This window comes from Micromonospora globosa (assembly GCF_000717585.1).
Classification (GTDB): domain Bacteria; phylum Actinomycetota; class Actinomycetes; order Mycobacteriales; family Micromonosporaceae; genus Micromonospora; species Micromonospora aurantiaca.
Map to the genome: position 1 here is coordinate 1 of NZ_JNZR01000008.1, position 13,798 is coordinate 13,798.

Here is a 13,798-nt window from a genome sequence, read left to right on the forward strand (position 1 = left end):
GGTCGGGAGGGGGCGGGAGGGCGGGTCACGGTATGACGGCAGGTCGGCGGGGTGACTACTACGAAGCGTCGTTGATGAGGGAGGATGGGCCGCGTGGAAGCTCTTCGACTGATTCTTCTCTACGTCCATCTGATCGGCTTCGCGCTGCTGCTCGGTGGTGCGATCGCCCAGTACGTCACCGGCCGGCTGCGGATCAACGCCGCCATGCTCTGGGGCGCGATCATCCAGATCCTCACCGGCATCGGGCTGTCCGCTCCGCTGCGGGACGGGGACGAGCCGGCCCCGGCGAAACTTGTTACCAAGTTGGTGCTCGCGCTGCTCATCTTCGTCATGGTCTTCTTCTCCCGTAAGCGGGAGACCGTCAACCGTGGCCACTTCCTCGCGATCGTCGGGTTGACGCTGGTCAACGCTGCCGTCGCGGTGTTCTGGCGTTAGTTCGCCAGGAGTCGGGGAAGCTCGGGAAAACGGACGTTCGCGACACCACCGCGCGCGCCTACCGGCATGAGAAGTGACGTGCCCCACCCAAGGGTTACACCGGGGTAACAGACGCTCAACAGTCGTGCACGATTGTCGGCCGGTGGGTGGGCGCGGGCGTACGCTCCCGTCCGTAACGTGGGACGCCGGCGGCACACCGCAGGCCGGCGAAGGGCTGTGCACCGCGCACGACGCGGTGTGCAAGGGGAAGGAGACGTCTTGCGCTCTGTGCGTGGGATGCGGATCGCCTCCGCCATCGTGGCGGGTGGACTCGTGCTGGGCGCTGCCGCGTGTGGTGAGGCTCCGGACGACGACAAGAACGCCGGCGGCGACGGTGGCAAGAAGTTCAGCGCCTGCATGGTGACCGACGTCGGCGGCATCGACGACAAGTCCTTCAACGCCTCGGCCTGGAAGGGCCTCCAGGAGGCGCAGAAGGAGAACGACAAGATCGAGATCAAGAACGTCCAGTCGAAGGCCGAGGCGGACTACGAGGTCAACCTGACCGGGTTCGTCAACCAGAAGTGCGACTTCATCCTGGCCGTCGGTGGCCTGATGTCGGACGCCACCAAGGCGGCGGCTGAGAAGAACCCGAACCAGCAGTTCGGCATCGTCGACGCCAACCCGGGTGTGTCGAACGTCTACCCGATGCAGTTCGACACCGCGCAGGCCGCGTTCCAGGCCGGTTACCTGGCCGCCGGGATGAGCAAGTCCGGCAAGGTCGGCACCTACGGTGGCCTGCCGATCCCGCCGGTCACCATCTTCATGGACGGCTTCGCCGACGGCGTGGCGTACTACAACAAGGCCAAGAGCAAGAACGTCCAGGTTCTGGGCTGGGACAAGGCCGCCCAGAAGGGCTCCTTCGCGAACTCGTTCGAGAAGCAGGACGAGGGCAAGAAGGTCTCCGACGCGCTGGTCGCCCAGGGCGCCGACGTCGTGATGCCGGTCGCCGGTGGCGCCGGTCTCGGCACCACCTCCGCGGCCAAGGCCGCGGGCGGCAAGTACTCGGTCGTCTGGGTGGACATCGACGGCTGCGAGAGCACCCCGGACTGCGGGGTGATCCTGACCACCGTCGTCAAGAACATCCCCGAGGCCGTCAAGGAGGCCGTGGTGAAGGCCGCCGGTGGCGAGAAGCTCCAGTCCACCCCGGGCTTCGTCGGCACGCTGGCCAACACCGGCGTCTCGATCGCCCCGTACCACGACTTCGAGAGCAAGGTCCCCGCGGACCTGAAGGCCGAGGTCGACAAGATCAAGGCGGACATCGCCGCCGGCACCATCACCGTCACCTCGAAGGCCCAGCCGACCAAGTGACCGTCCCGCCGGCCGCCGCGGTGCGATCATCGGCAGCGGGGGCCGGCGGGCACCAGGTTTGACGATCCGGCCGTCCCGGCGCAACGGGGAAGGTACCCCGGCGCCGGGGCGGCCGATCACCTTGAATCCCCCCGAACATCCCCACCCGGCGTGGTGTCGGCGCGGCAGGTCGCTACGCTGCACCATCGCTCGCACTCCAGGAGGTTGCGCTGAGACTCGAACTGCGCGGCATCACCAAACGGTTCGGTGATCTGGTCGCCAACGACCACATCGACCTGACGGTGGAGCCTGGAGAGATCCACGCCCTGCTCGGCGAGAACGGCGCCGGCAAGTCGACCCTGATGAACGTGCTCTACGGCCTCTACCAGCCGGACGAGGGCGAGATCCTGGTCGACGGCAAGCCGCTGAAGCTCAAGGGCCCGTCGGACGCGATCGCCGCCGGGATCGGGATGGTGCACCAGCACTTCATGCTGGTACCGGTCTTCACCGTGGCCGAGAACGTGATGCTCGGCGCCGAGCAGGTCAGGGGGCCCTTCGCCGGCATCCTCGACCGCCGGCGTGCCCGGCGCGAGGTCGCCGAGGTCTCCGAGCGGTACAACCTGCGCGTCGACCCGGACGCGGTGATCGAGGACCTGCCGGTCGGCATCCAGCAGCGGGTGGAGATCGTCAAGGCCCTCACCCGCGACGTCGACCTGCTGATCCTCGACGAGCCCACGGCCGTGCTCACGCCGCAGGAGACCGAGGAACTGCTCACCGTCATGCGGTCGCTCAAGGCCGCCGGCAAGTCGATCGTGTTCATCACCCACAAGCTGGGCGAGGTGAAGGCGATCGCCGACCGGATCACGGTGATCCGGCGCGGGAAGACCGTCGGCACCGCCGAGCCGAGCGCCAGCCGGGACGAGCTGGCCGCGCTGATGGTGGGACGCAGCGTCCGGCTGACGGTGGACAAGAAGCCGGGCACCCCCGGCAAGCCGATCCTGGAGGTCGCCGGCCTGGTCGTGGACGACGACCGGCAGGTACGCGCGGTCGACGGCGTCGACCTCACGGTGCACGCCGGCGAGGTGCTCGGCGTGGCGGGCGTGCAGGGCAACGGCCAGACCGAGCTGATCGAGGCGATCATGGGCCTGCGCCCGGTGCTCGCCGGCACGATCAGCCTCGACGGCGAGCCGACGCACGGCTGGTCGACCAAGAAGGTGCTCCGCGCCGGCGTCGGCTACGTGCCGGAGGACCGCAGCGTGGACGGCCTGGTCAAGGAGTTCTCCGTGGCGGAGAACCTGGTGCTCGACATCTACGACCGGCCGCCGTTCGGCAAGGGCCTGTCGCTCAAGCCCGAGGCCATCGCGAAGTCGGCGCGGGAGCGGATCGAGCAGTTCGACGTCCGTACCTCCTCGGCCGACGCGGCGGTCGGCACGCTCTCCGGCGGCAACCAGCAGAAGGTGATCGTGGCCCGGGAGCTGTCCCGGCCGCTGAAGCTCTTCATCGCCGCCCAGCCCACCCGGGGCGTGGACGTCGGCTCGATCGAGTTCATTCACAGCCGGGTCATCCGCGAACGGGACATCGGCACCGCGGTCATGGTGGTCTCCAGCGAACTGGACGAGGTGATCGGCCTGGCCGACCGGATCGCGGTCATGTACCGCGGGCGGATCATCGGCATCGTCGGCCCGGACACCCCGCGTGAGGAGATCGGCCTGCTGATGGCCGGCATCACCCCGGACGCCGCCACCCCGGACGCCGCCACCGCGACCGAGGACGGCCCTGGCAACGAGGACGAGGCATGACCAACCCGAACCCCGTCTCGGGCTCGCCGGACAAGGAACCGGCGACCGAGGCGCAGGAGTCGCTGAGCGAGGCCCGGGCGACGCCGACGCAGCCGGCCGGTGACACCGAGCAGACGGTCCCCGCCACCGCGACCGCGAAGAAGCCGGACCCGGCCGGGGAGTCCCGTCCCAGCATGGGCCGGATGTTCCTGGACAACCTCTGGGCGGCCAACACGCTCACCGTGACGGTGCTCGCGGTGCTGCTGGCGATGGTGGTCGGCGCGGTGCTGATCATCGTGTCCGACCCCGAGGTGCTCGCCACCTACAGCTACATCACCGCCCGTCCCACCGACGCGCTGAACGCCAGCTGGACTGTGGTCAGCGAGGCGTACGCGAACCTGTTCAAGGGCGCGATCTTCGACCCGGACGCGGTCGGCTTCACCGCCGCCATGAGCCCGATCTCGGAGACGCTCACCTACGCCGCGCCGCTCGTCTTCACCGGCCTGTCGGTAGCGCTCGCCTTCCGCGGCGGCCTGTTCAACATCGGCGCCCAGGGCCAGGCGACGATCGCCGTCATCCTGGCCGCCGTGGCCGGCTTCGCGCTGCCGCTGCCGCCCGTCGTGCACCTGCTGGTGGCGCTGATCGCGGGCGCGCTCGGCGGCGCGCTCTGGGGCTTCATCCCCGGCATCCTCAAGGCACGGGCCGGCGCGCACGAGGTGATCAACACGATCATGCTCAACTACGTGGCGGTCTACTTCCTGTCCTGGATCATCGTCCAGAACGGGGTGCAGAACCCGAACCGGGCGGACGCGATCAGCAAGCCGGTCGACTCCACCGCGCAGCTGCCCCGGCTGCTCGGCGAAGACCTGCGGGTGCACGCCGGCATCCTGCTCGCGGTGGCGGCCACCTGGTTCATCGCCTGGCTGCTCAACCGCTCCACGCTCGGCTTCGAGCTGCGGGCCGTGGGCGCGAACCCGGACGCGGCCCGGACCGCCGGCATCAGCGTCACGAAGACGTACGTGCTGGTGATGGTGTTCGCGGGCATGCTGGCCGGTCTCGGCGGCTCGACCATGGTGCTCGGCACCACCGCCACCGCGCTGACCCCGCTGGTGATCGCGCAGATCGGCTTCGACGGCATCCTGGTCGCGCTGCTCGGCCGCGTGAAGCCGTGGGGTGTGCTGCTGGCCGCGCTGCTGTTCGGCGCGCTCCAGGCCGGCGGCAACCGGATGCAGTCGTACTCCGGTATCTCGCTGGAACTGGTCACCGTGCTCCAGGCGCTCATCGTCATCTTCATCGCCGCGCCTGCCCTGGTGAAGACGATCTTCCAGCTCCGGGCGGCCCGCGCCGCCCGGTTGCAGACGAGCCTCGCGAAGGGCTGGTGAGCATGTCCACCACCGCTGTCCCCGAGGTCGCCGTTACCGCGGTCGACGAGGGTTTCTGGACCCGCAACCGGAAGATCGGCGCGGTCCTGCTGGCGCTCGGTGTGCTCGCGGCGGTGCTGTTCGGCGCGCTCGCGACCGACCAGCACGCGCGGTTCACGCTCAGCGAGACCGAGGGCGGGGCCGCCCTGGAGATCAACGGTACGGTCGGCGCGATCCTGTTCGGGCTGATCACCGCCGCGGCCGGAGGCGCGCTGCTGGCCGGTGTGCCGAAGCGCTGGTTCACGCTGCTGCTGGGCGCCGGGCTGGTCGCCTTCGTGCTGAGCTTCCTGTGCTGGCAGGTCTCGGCCGCGCCCGAGGGCCGCAACTTCATGCCGCTGGTGAACGTCGTCCGCGGCACGTTCATCCTGGCCCTGCCGCTGATCTTCGGCGCGCTCGCCGGTGTGCTCTGCGAGCGTTCCGGCGTGGTGAACGTGGCGATCGAGGGCCAGCTCCTGATGGGCGCCTTCTCCGGTGCGCTGTTCGGCAGCATGTCCGGCAGCGTCTGGGTGGGCCTGGTGGCCGCCGCCATCGGTGGCGCGTTCATCTCGTTCCTGCTGGCCGTGTTCTCCATCCGCTACCTGGTCGACCAGGTGGTCATGGGCATCGTGCTCAACCTGCTCGCGGTCGGCATCACCGGCTTCCTGTACGAGCGGCTGATGCAGACCGACGCGGCGAAGTACAACAGCGCGCCCCGGTTCGGCAACTGGGAGATCCCGCTGCTGTCCGACATCCCGCTGCTCGGTCCGGCGCTGTTCCGGGGCAACATCTTCCTCTACGTCGGCCTGCTGCTGGTGCTCGTCATCCACCTGGCGCTGTTCCGTACCCGGTGGGGCCTGCGGACCCGCTCGGTCGGCGAGCACCCGACCGCCGCGGACACGCTGGGCGTGAAGGTGCTGCGGCTGCGCTACCGCAACGTGATCCTGGCCGGTCTGGTGGCAGGTGTCGGCGGCGCCTCGTACACGCTGGCGCTCTACTCGTTCACCAAGAACATGATCGGCGGTAAGGGCTTCATCGCCCTGGCCGCGCTGATCTTCGGCCGGTGGAGCCCGACCGGCGCGCTGCTGGCGGCGCTGTTCTTCGGCTTCGCCGACCAGCTCGCCACCTACCTGGGCGCGATCGGCAGCAGCATCCCGAGCCAGTTCCTGGCGATGCTGCCGTACCTGGCGACGATCCTGGCCGTGGCCGGGCTGGTCGGCAAGGTCCGGGCGCCGGCCGCCGACGGCAAGCCGTACATCAAGGGCTGACCGCCCGCCGCGACACCGTGCCCGGCGGGGCGACCCGCCGGGCATCGTCGTCTCCGGCCGCACCCGCGACCGATCGGCGTTGATTGGGCAGAATGGGGGTTGTGATGGAGATCGACTGGGAGCGGCTGCGTACCGCCGCCACCGAGGTCATGCGGCACGCCTACGTGCCGTACTCGAAGTTCCCGGTGGGTGCCGCCGCGCTCGTCGACGACGGCCGGGTCGTGGTCGGCTGCAACGTGGAGAACGCCGGCTACGGCGTCACGCTCTGCGCCGAGTGCGGCGTGGTCTCGCAACTGCACGCGACCGGCGGAGGCCGGATCGTGGCGCTGTCCTGCGTCGACGCCACCGGTGAGCCGCTGATGCCGTGCGGCAGGTGCCGGCAGCTGCTCTGGGAGCAGGGCGGGCCGGAGTGCCTGGTCGAGGCGAAGGGCGGACCGCTGCGGATGGCGGAGCTGCTGCCGCACGCCTTCGACGTGGCCGACATCGAGGCGGTGACCGGCGAGCACCCGGTGCCCGTGGTGCCGGACCGGCTGGCCGCCTGGCGGGGCCGGGGCACCGTGTTCGTGCACCCCGACCTGTCGGCCGGGCAGCAGGTCTGGACGACGTACTGGGAGCGGTCGTCCGGTGAGACCGAGGACGCCGAGACCGGCGTGCTGGAGGAGGGGTCGACCTGGGACGACCCGGCCGAGGCGATCGCGTGGGGACTGGCGCGGACGCCGCGCGTGGTCGTGGTGGACGCGTCGGGGACGATCTTCTGGGCTGGTGAGGGTGAGCCTCCCACGGAGATTCCGGTCCGCTGGGGTTGAGTCGGGGTTGCGGTTGGGGCCGGGGCCGACCGTGCCCGGCTCCGGGCGGTCAGGCTTGATCCCTCCGCCGGGCACGGTCGGCCCCGGCCGGACCTGGTTACCGTTCGCGGGTCGGTGCGGCCACGCGCGATCAACTGATTGGATCTTGAGAAGTGAGTGCTTTTACGGCGGTTGACGTCATCCGGGCGAAGCGGGACGGGGGTGTGCTGAGCGACGGGCAGATCGACTGGGTGGTCGACGCGTACACCAAGGGTCTGGTCGCCGACGAGCAGATGTCGGCGCTGGCCATGGCGATCCTGCTGCGCGGCATGACCGCCCCGGAGATCGCCCGGTGGACCGCCGCCATGATCGCCAGCGGCGAGCGGCTCGACCTGTCGCCGGTGTCCCGGCCGACGGTGGACAAGCACTCGACCGGCGGCGTCGGCGACAAGATCACCCTGCCGCTGACCCCGCTGGTGGCCGCGTGCGGCGCGGCGGTGCCGCAGCTGTCCGGCCGGGGCCTGGGCCACACCGGCGGCACGCTGGACAAGCTGGAGTCGATCCCGGGCTGGCGGGCGGCGCTCACCAACGACGAGTTCATCGCCCAGCTCCGCGACGTGGGCGCGGTGATCTGCGCGGCCGGCGACGGGCTCGCCCCGGCCGACCGCAAGCTGTACGCGTTGCGCGACGTCACCGGCACCGTCGAGGCGATCCCGCTGATCGCCAGCTCGATCATGAGCAAGAAGATCGCCGAGGGGACCGGCGCGCTGGTGCTCGACGTGAAGGTCGGCTCCGGCGCGTTCATGAAGAACGTCGACGACGCCCGCGAGCTGGCCCGCACCATGGTCGAGCTGGGCGGCGCGCACGGCGTACGGACGGTCGCCCTGCTCACCGACATGTCCACCCCGCTCGGCCTCGCAGTGGGCAACGCGGTCGAGGTGACCGAGTCGGTGGAGGTGCTCGCCGGTGGCGGTCCGGCCGACGTGGTGGAGCTGACGCTGGCACTGGCCCGGGAGATGCTCGACGCGGCCGGGCTGCCGGACGCCGACCCGGAGGCGGCACTGCGGGACGGCCGGGCGATGGACTCCTGGCGCACGATGATCCGGGCGCAGGGCGGTGACCCGGACGCACCGATGCCCACCGCGAACGAGGTCGAGCTGGTCACCGCCACCGAGGACGGCTGGGTCGCCGACGTCGATGCGTACGCGATCGGGGTGGCCGCGTGGCGTCTCGGCGCGGGCCGGGCCCGCAAGGAGGACCCGGTGAGCATCCCGGCCGGCGTGGTGCTGCACAAGCGCCGCGGTGACCGGGTGCGCGTCGGCGACCCGCTGTTCGAGCTGCGGGCCGAGCACGCCGAGCGGATGCCCGCCGCGCTGGACGAGGCGCGCCGCGCGGTGCGGGTGGCGCCGGACGCGCCGGACGCGACGCCTCTGGTCGTCGAGCGGATCGGCTGACCGGGACCGGCCATGGTGCCGGCCCGGCCGGAGCCGCTATCCTCCCAGGCCAGGGGGGATCGGCCGGCGACGAGCCGAGGTGAGCAGACAGGGGCTTGACCGTGCGCGTACCCGCTCCCGATCCCCGGGCCGTCCGGGAGGCGAGCCTGGACGAGTTGTCCCGGCTGGGTCTTCCGCTGCCGCCGCCGCAGTTCCCGCTGGTGTGGGAGCCGGGCGACGAGATCGAGCTGCGTCCGACCCCGGAGATCGAGGCCCGGATCGCGGTGCTGCACGTGATCCTGGCCCGTTGCTTCGGGATGCCCGCCCGGGCGGCGATGGGCTGGCTGCTGGAGTCGCACCTGGTCGACTCGGTGACGCCGCCGGAGTGGCAGTTCGTGATGGGCGGCCGGGGCGACCACAGGTCGTTCGTGCTGCACCACGACGCCTTGTTCTCGCTGGCCTGGGTGCTCGGGCTGGCCAAGGAACTGGACCCGACGGTGCCGGTGGACGAGCGGCTGGTCGAGCGGATGCCGAACCTGGTGGCGGGGGAGACGTTCGGCCAGTGGCGGGCCCGGATCCTGGCCGCGCCGCAGCATCCCGGTGACGCCGCGGCGCTGTTGGACCTGCACTACTGCCTCGACTGGGCGTACCTGGAGACCGAGAAGGCGGGTGGCGCGCTGCCGGGGCTGGTGGACGCCAACGCGATCGGGCAGCGCCGGTGGGCGCTGGAGTGGGCGGTGGTGCTGCGCGGGCCGTACCACGACGAGCCGCCGGGCTGGGAAGAGGTCGACCTCTCCACCTGAGCCGCGTCAGCGCGGGCGGTGCACGCCGAGCCGGACCGAGAGCGTGACCGGCACCGGCTCGGGCAGCGCGGCGATGCGCGCGGCGAGCCGTCGCGGGTCGGCGTGCCAGGCGCTCGGTCCCATCCCGACGAGCGTGGTGACCTCGGCGCGGGTCAGCGCGAGCCGGGCCCGGTGCCCGGTCGCGGACTCCTCGGCGAAGTGGGCGCCGAGGCTGCCGGCGACCCGGTCGGCCTTGTCCGGGTCGACCCGCAGCAGGTCCAGCGCGTCGACGAGTTCGGTCAGGTGGTCGGCGGCCGGGGTGACCACAAGCAGCGCGCCGCAGGGGTCGAGCACCCGGTGGAACTCCGGGCCGTTGCGCGGCGCGAACACGTTCAGCAGCACTGAGGTGGACCGGTCGGCCAGGGGCAGCCGCTGCCAGGTGTCGGCGAGCGCGGCGGCGGCCCGCGAATGCGCCCGGGCCGCGCGGCGCAGCGCCGGCTTGGAGACGTCCAGGGCCAGGCCGGCGGCCTCAGGCAGCGCTGCCAGCACCGCCGCGAGGTAATGCCCGGTCCCGGCGCCGGCATCCACGACCAGGGGGTACGCGTCGGAGCCCGCGACGCGTACCGCTGTGGTCGCAAGCGCGGCGGCGACGGCGTCGTAGTGGCCGGCGGCGAGGAAGCCGGCGCGGGCGGCGACCATCTCGGCGCTGTCCCCGGTGTGCGGGGCGCGGCCGGCGAGCAGGTTCACGTATCCCTGCCGGGCGATGTCGAAGCTGTGCCCGCGCGGGCAGCGCAGCGCGCGTGCGGTGCCGGCGGTGGTCTCGGTGAGCGGCTCGGCGCAGACCGGGCAGCGCAGCCGGGCGAGGATGCGATCGTCCACGGCTCAGTGCTCCGTCCCCGGTCGGCCGGTGAGGTGGTCGATCACCCGCTGGCTGAGCGTGCCGAGCGCGGCCACCTCGGCCGGGGTGAGCCGGTCGATCAGGTGCCGGCGGACGGCCGCCACGTGCCCGGGTGCGGCGGCCTCGACGGCTCGGCGTCCGGCCGGGGTGAGCACGACGACCGAGCCGCGGCCGTCGGTGGCGCACTCCTCCCGGGTGACCAGGCCGCGTTGCTGCATGCGGGAGATGTGGTGGGACAGGCGGCTGCGGGACCAGAGCATCCGGTCGGCGAGTTCGCTGAGCCGCAGCCGCTGCTCCGGGGTCTCGGACAGGTCGCTCAGGACGTCGTAGTCGGGCTCGGAGAGGCCGGCGTCCTGCATCAGATCCCGGGCCAGTTCCAGGTCGAGCAGGCGGCGCATGCGGCGGTAGCCGCGCCAGGCGCGGTCCTCCTGCTCGTCCAGCCAGCGCGGTTCGTCCATGCGCCGATCGTACCGGTGTTGTTGACATGTCACCAAGTTGCGGCCTAGGTTGATGACATGTCAACCAAACTGCGGTCCCGGCTGGTACGGCTGTTCACCGGCCTGGCCCTGTTCGGCGTCAGCGTCGCGCTGATGGTCCGCGCCGACCTCGGGCTCGCGTCCTGGGACGTGCTGCACCAGGGCCTCGCCGACCGCACCGGCCTGCCGATGGGCCTGCTGGTCAACGGCGTGGCGCTGCTGGTGCTGCTGCTGTGGATCCCGCTGCGGCAGCGGCCGGGCGTCGGCACCGTGGCGAACGTCGCGCTCGTCGGCCTGGCCCTCGACGCCACGCTGGCGCTCCTGCCGCCGGTCGCTCCGCTCGCCGGCCGGATCGGCCTGCTGGTCGCGGGCGTCCTGCTCAACGGCCTCGCCACCGCGCTCTACCTCGGCGCCCGTCTCGGCCCCGGCCCGCGGGACGGGCTGATGACCGGCCTGGCCGCCCGCGGCCTGCCGCTCGGCCCGGCCCGCACCGCGATCGAGGTGACGGTGCTGGCCGTCGGCTGGCTGCTCGGCGGCGCCGTCGGCCCCGGCACCCTGCTCTACGCGATCGGCATCGGGCCGATCGTCGCCTGGTTCGTTCCCCGGCTCACCGCCCCGGCCCCCGTCCCGACAGGAGTGACCTCGCCATGCCCCGCCTGACCGTCGTCGTCGCCAGCACCCGCCCCGGCCGGGTCGGCCGCCGCATCGGTGACTGGTTCACCGCCGCCGCCGTCCGCCACGCCGGCTTCGACGAGGTACGCCTCCTCGACCTGGCCGAGGTCGACCTGCCCTTCCACGACGAGCCGCACCACCCGTCCGAGCGGGTCTACCTGCACGAGCACACCCGGGCCTGGAGCGCCGAGATCGACGCCGCGGACGCCTTCGTCCTGGTCATGCCGGAGTACAACTACGGCTTCAGCGCGCCGCTGAAGAATGCGATCGACTACCTCTATTACGAGTGGCAGCACAAGCCGGTGGGCTTCGTCAGCTACGGCATGACCTCCGGGGGCCTGCGCGCGGTGCAGATGATCAAGCAGGTGGTGACCACGCTGAACATGACCCCGGTCAACGACCAGGTGGTCGTCTTCCTGCGGCAGGCGCTGGACGAGGCGGGCGAGCTGCGACCCGACCCCGGCCGGGAGGAGGCCGCCGCGCTCATGCTGGATCAGCTCGCCCGGCTGGCCGCCGCGCTCGCGCCGCTGCGAACCGAGGTGGCGCGGTGAGCGCAGTGAGCGCGAGGAGTGAGCCGGGTTTGCGAGCCCCGCAGTCGCGAACGAAGGGAGCGCGGTGAGCGCCCGGCTCTGGGAACTGTTCGGTGAGCGGGGGCGCGGAGTGCTCGTCACGCTGCGCCGGGACGGCCGCCCCCAGCTGTCCAACCTCGACTACCTGGCCGAGCCGGGCCTGATCCGCTGCTCCACCACCGGCGACCGGGCCAAGGTGCGCAACCTGCGCCGCGACCCCCGGGCCAGCTTCCACGTGACCACCGCCGACGGCGGGGCGTACGCGGTCGCCGAGGGCACCGCGACGCTCACCCCGCCGGCTGCGGCCACCGACGACGCGACCGTCGACGAACTGGTCGAGGTGTACCGGCGGATCCGCGGCGAGCACCCGGACTGGGCCGACTACCGGGCCGCCATGGTGGCCGACGGGCGGGTGGTCCTGCGGCTCGCGGTGGAGCGGGTGTACGGCTGGCGGCCCTGACCGGACCGGTCCACCGCCCGGCCCGTATCGGGGGTGACTAGGGTCTGAGCATGGTCGCAATCTCGTACGAGGACATCGTCAAGGTCCCGAAGGCGCTGCTGCACGATCACCTCGACGGCGGCCTGCGGCCCGCGACGATCGTCGAGCTGGCCGCCGAGGTCGGCCACGAACTGCCCACCACCGACCCGGCGGCGCTCGGCGTCTGGTTCACCGAGGCGGCGAACTCCGGCTCGCTGGAGCGCTACCTGGAGACGTTCGCGCACACGGTGGCGGTCATGCAGACCCCTGCCGCGCTGCGCCGGGTCGCCCGCGAGTGCGCGCTGGACCTGGCCGCTGACGGCGTGGTCTACGCCGAGGTGCGGTTCGCGCCGGAGCAGCACCTGGAGCAGAACCTGACCCTGGACGAGGTGGTCGACGCGGTGGTCACCGGGTTCCGGGAGGGCAGCGCGCTGGCCGCCGAGGCGGGCACCCCGATCCGGATCGGCACGCTGCTCACCGCGATGCGGCACGCGGCCCGCTCGCAGGAGATCGCCGAGCTGGCCGTGCGGCACCGCGACACCGGGGTGGTCGGGTTCGACATCGCCGGCGCCGAGGCGGGCTTCCCGCCCACCCGGCACCTGGACGCGTTCGAGTACCTCCAGCGGGAGAACTTCCACTTCACCATCCACGCGGGTGAGGCGTTCGGCTTGCCGTCCATCTGGCAGGCGATCCAGTGGTGCGGCGCCGACCGGCTCGGCCACGGCGTCCGCATCGTCGACGACATCACCCCGGGCAACCCGCCGGTGCTGGGCCGGCTGGCCGCGTACGTGCGGGACAAGCGCATCCCGCTGGAGCTGTGCCCGTCGTCGAACGTGCAGACCGGCGCCGCGGCCTCGATCGCCGACCACCCGATCGGGCTGCTGCGTGACCTGCGGTTCCGGGTGACTGTGAACACCGACAACCGGCTGATGAGCGGCACCTCGATGTCGCGGGAGATGGCGTTGCTGGTGGAGGCCTTCGGCTACGGCTGGAAGGAACTCCAGTGGTTCACCATCAACGCGATGAAGAGCGCGTTCATCCCGTTCGACGAGCGGCTGCGGATCATCGACGAGGTGATCAAGCCGGCGTACGCCGAGCTGATCGGCTGATCACGACTGGCGGGGGTGGCCGGAGAGCAGTGCGGCCACCCCGCGCAGCACCTGCCCGGCCCGGGCCGCCTCGGCGCCCAGCCCGGTCTGCCGGCGCAGCACGGCCGGCTCGGCGCGCAGCAGCGCGACCCCGCGCCGGAGCAGCACCCGGGGCGCCTTGCGCTGCTCGGCGAGATCCCGGGCGAGGCGGCGCAGGAACGTCGCGCCGCGCGGGCGGCGCAGCGCGTACGCACCGGCGAGCAGGCCCAGTCGCCGGCACTCGGCCACGATCTCGGCCGCGAAGATCCCCTCGGCGACGAAGATTGGCGATCCGTCGACATCGAATGGCCGGGTGGCTACTCGACGGTCTGCGCCGATCGCATAAACCGGCACTTCGGCCTTGCCCTCACGAG

At 71.8% G+C, this 13,798-nt stretch carries 15 protein-coding genes; 12 read left to right on the forward strand and 3 right to left on the reverse strand.

Annotated features, from left to right (window positions below; all coding sequences use genetic code 11):
• The first annotated feature begins 93 nt into the window (after positions 1-93).
• From IF06_RS0110240 to IF06_RS0110275, 8 genes are all read left to right on the forward strand, one after another.
• Positions 94-435 (forward strand): hypothetical protein, encoded by a 342-nt coding sequence (locus IF06_RS0110240; RefSeq protein ID WP_013283976.1) that lies wholly within the window; start codon positions 94-96, stop codon positions 433-435.
• A 276-nt stretch (positions 436-711) separates the two neighbouring features.
• Positions 712-1,782: a BMP family lipoprotein gene (locus tag IF06_RS0110245; RefSeq protein ID WP_030270517.1), complete on the forward strand. Its 1,071-nt coding sequence runs from the start codon at positions 712-714 to the stop codon at positions 1,780-1,782.
• 269 nt (positions 1,783-2,051) lie between these two features.
• Complete coding sequence (locus IF06_RS0110250) at positions 2,052-3,560, forward strand: ABC transporter ATP-binding protein (protein ID WP_327653228.1); 1,509 nt, start codon at positions 2,052-2,054, stop codon at positions 3,558-3,560.
• 173 nt (positions 3,561-3,733) lie between these two features.
• Entirely contained in the window at positions 3,734-4,921 is a 1,188-nt protein-coding gene (locus IF06_RS0110255; RefSeq protein WP_369752228.1) for an ABC transporter permease, read from the forward strand.
• A gap of 2 nt (positions 4,922-4,923) precedes the next feature.
• Positions 4,924-6,204: an ABC transporter permease gene (locus IF06_RS0110260; protein WP_013283980.1), complete on the forward strand. Its 1,281-nt coding sequence runs from the start codon at positions 4,924-4,926 to the stop codon at positions 6,202-6,204.
• A 104-nt stretch (positions 6,205-6,308) separates the two neighbouring features.
• The gene (locus tag IF06_RS0110265) at positions 6,309-7,010 is read left to right on the forward strand and encodes a cytidine deaminase (RefSeq protein ID WP_013283981.1); all 702 of its coding nucleotides are present in this window, start codon (positions 6,309-6,311) and stop codon (positions 7,008-7,010) included.
• Between the two features lie 152 nt (positions 7,011-7,162).
• Entirely contained in the window at positions 7,163-8,443 is a 1,281-nt protein-coding gene (locus IF06_RS0110270) for a thymidine phosphorylase (protein WP_013283982.1), read from the forward strand.
• A 101-nt stretch (positions 8,444-8,544) separates the two neighbouring features.
• A complete protein-coding gene (locus IF06_RS0110275) occupies positions 8,545-9,225 on the forward strand; it encodes a DUF4272 domain-containing protein (RefSeq protein ID WP_013283983.1) in 681 nt (226 codons plus the stop codon).
• Positions 9,226-9,231: 6 nt separating this feature from the next.
• On the opposite strand, the gene IF06_RS0110280 is transcribed toward IF06_RS0110275, so the two are convergent.
• Together IF06_RS0110280 and IF06_RS0110285 are read right to left on the reverse strand one after the other, a co-directional pair.
• Positions 9,232-10,083 (reverse strand): putative RNA methyltransferase, encoded by an 852-nt coding sequence (locus tag IF06_RS0110280; protein ID WP_030270523.1) that lies wholly within the window; start codon positions 10,081-10,083, stop codon positions 9,232-9,234.
• 3 nt (positions 10,084-10,086) lie between these two features.
• Positions 10,087-10,560 carry a MarR family winged helix-turn-helix transcriptional regulator gene (locus IF06_RS0110285; RefSeq protein WP_030270525.1) on the reverse strand — a complete coding sequence of 158 codons (474 nt, stop codon included), beginning with the start codon at positions 10,558-10,560 and terminating at the stop codon, positions 10,087-10,089.
• 57 nt (positions 10,561-10,617) lie between these two features.
• On the opposite strand from IF06_RS0110285, the gene IF06_RS0110290 reads away from it, so the two are divergent.
• The 4 genes from IF06_RS0110290 (at position 10,618) to IF06_RS0110305 (ending at position 13,406) form a co-directional block, all read left to right on the forward strand.
• Positions 10,618-11,238, forward strand: coding sequence for a YczE/YyaS/YitT family protein (locus IF06_RS0110290; protein WP_013473966.1), 621 nt, complete (start codon positions 10,618-10,620; stop codon positions 11,236-11,238).
• Entirely contained in the window at positions 11,226-11,801 is a 576-nt protein-coding gene (locus IF06_RS0110295) for an NADPH-dependent FMN reductase (protein ID WP_013473967.1), read from the forward strand. Before IF06_RS0110290 ends, IF06_RS0110295 begins: the two co-directional genes overlap by 13 nt.
• Positions 11,802-11,865: 64 nt before the next feature.
• A complete protein-coding gene (locus IF06_RS0110300; RefSeq protein WP_030270528.1) occupies positions 11,866-12,279 on the forward strand; it encodes a PPOX class F420-dependent oxidoreductase in 414 nt (137 codons plus the stop codon).
• 50 nt (positions 12,280-12,329) lie between these two features.
• Positions 12,330-13,406: an adenosine deaminase gene (locus IF06_RS0110305; RefSeq protein WP_013473969.1), complete on the forward strand. Its 1,077-nt coding sequence runs from the start codon at positions 12,330-12,332 to the stop codon at positions 13,404-13,406.
• On the opposite strand, the gene IF06_RS34275 is transcribed toward IF06_RS0110305, so the two are convergent.
• Positions 13,407-13,778, reverse strand: a complete 372-nt coding sequence (locus IF06_RS34275) for a hypothetical protein (protein ID WP_232236649.1) — start codon at positions 13,776-13,778, stop codon at positions 13,407-13,409.
• Positions 13,779-13,798: the final 20 nt, after the last annotated feature.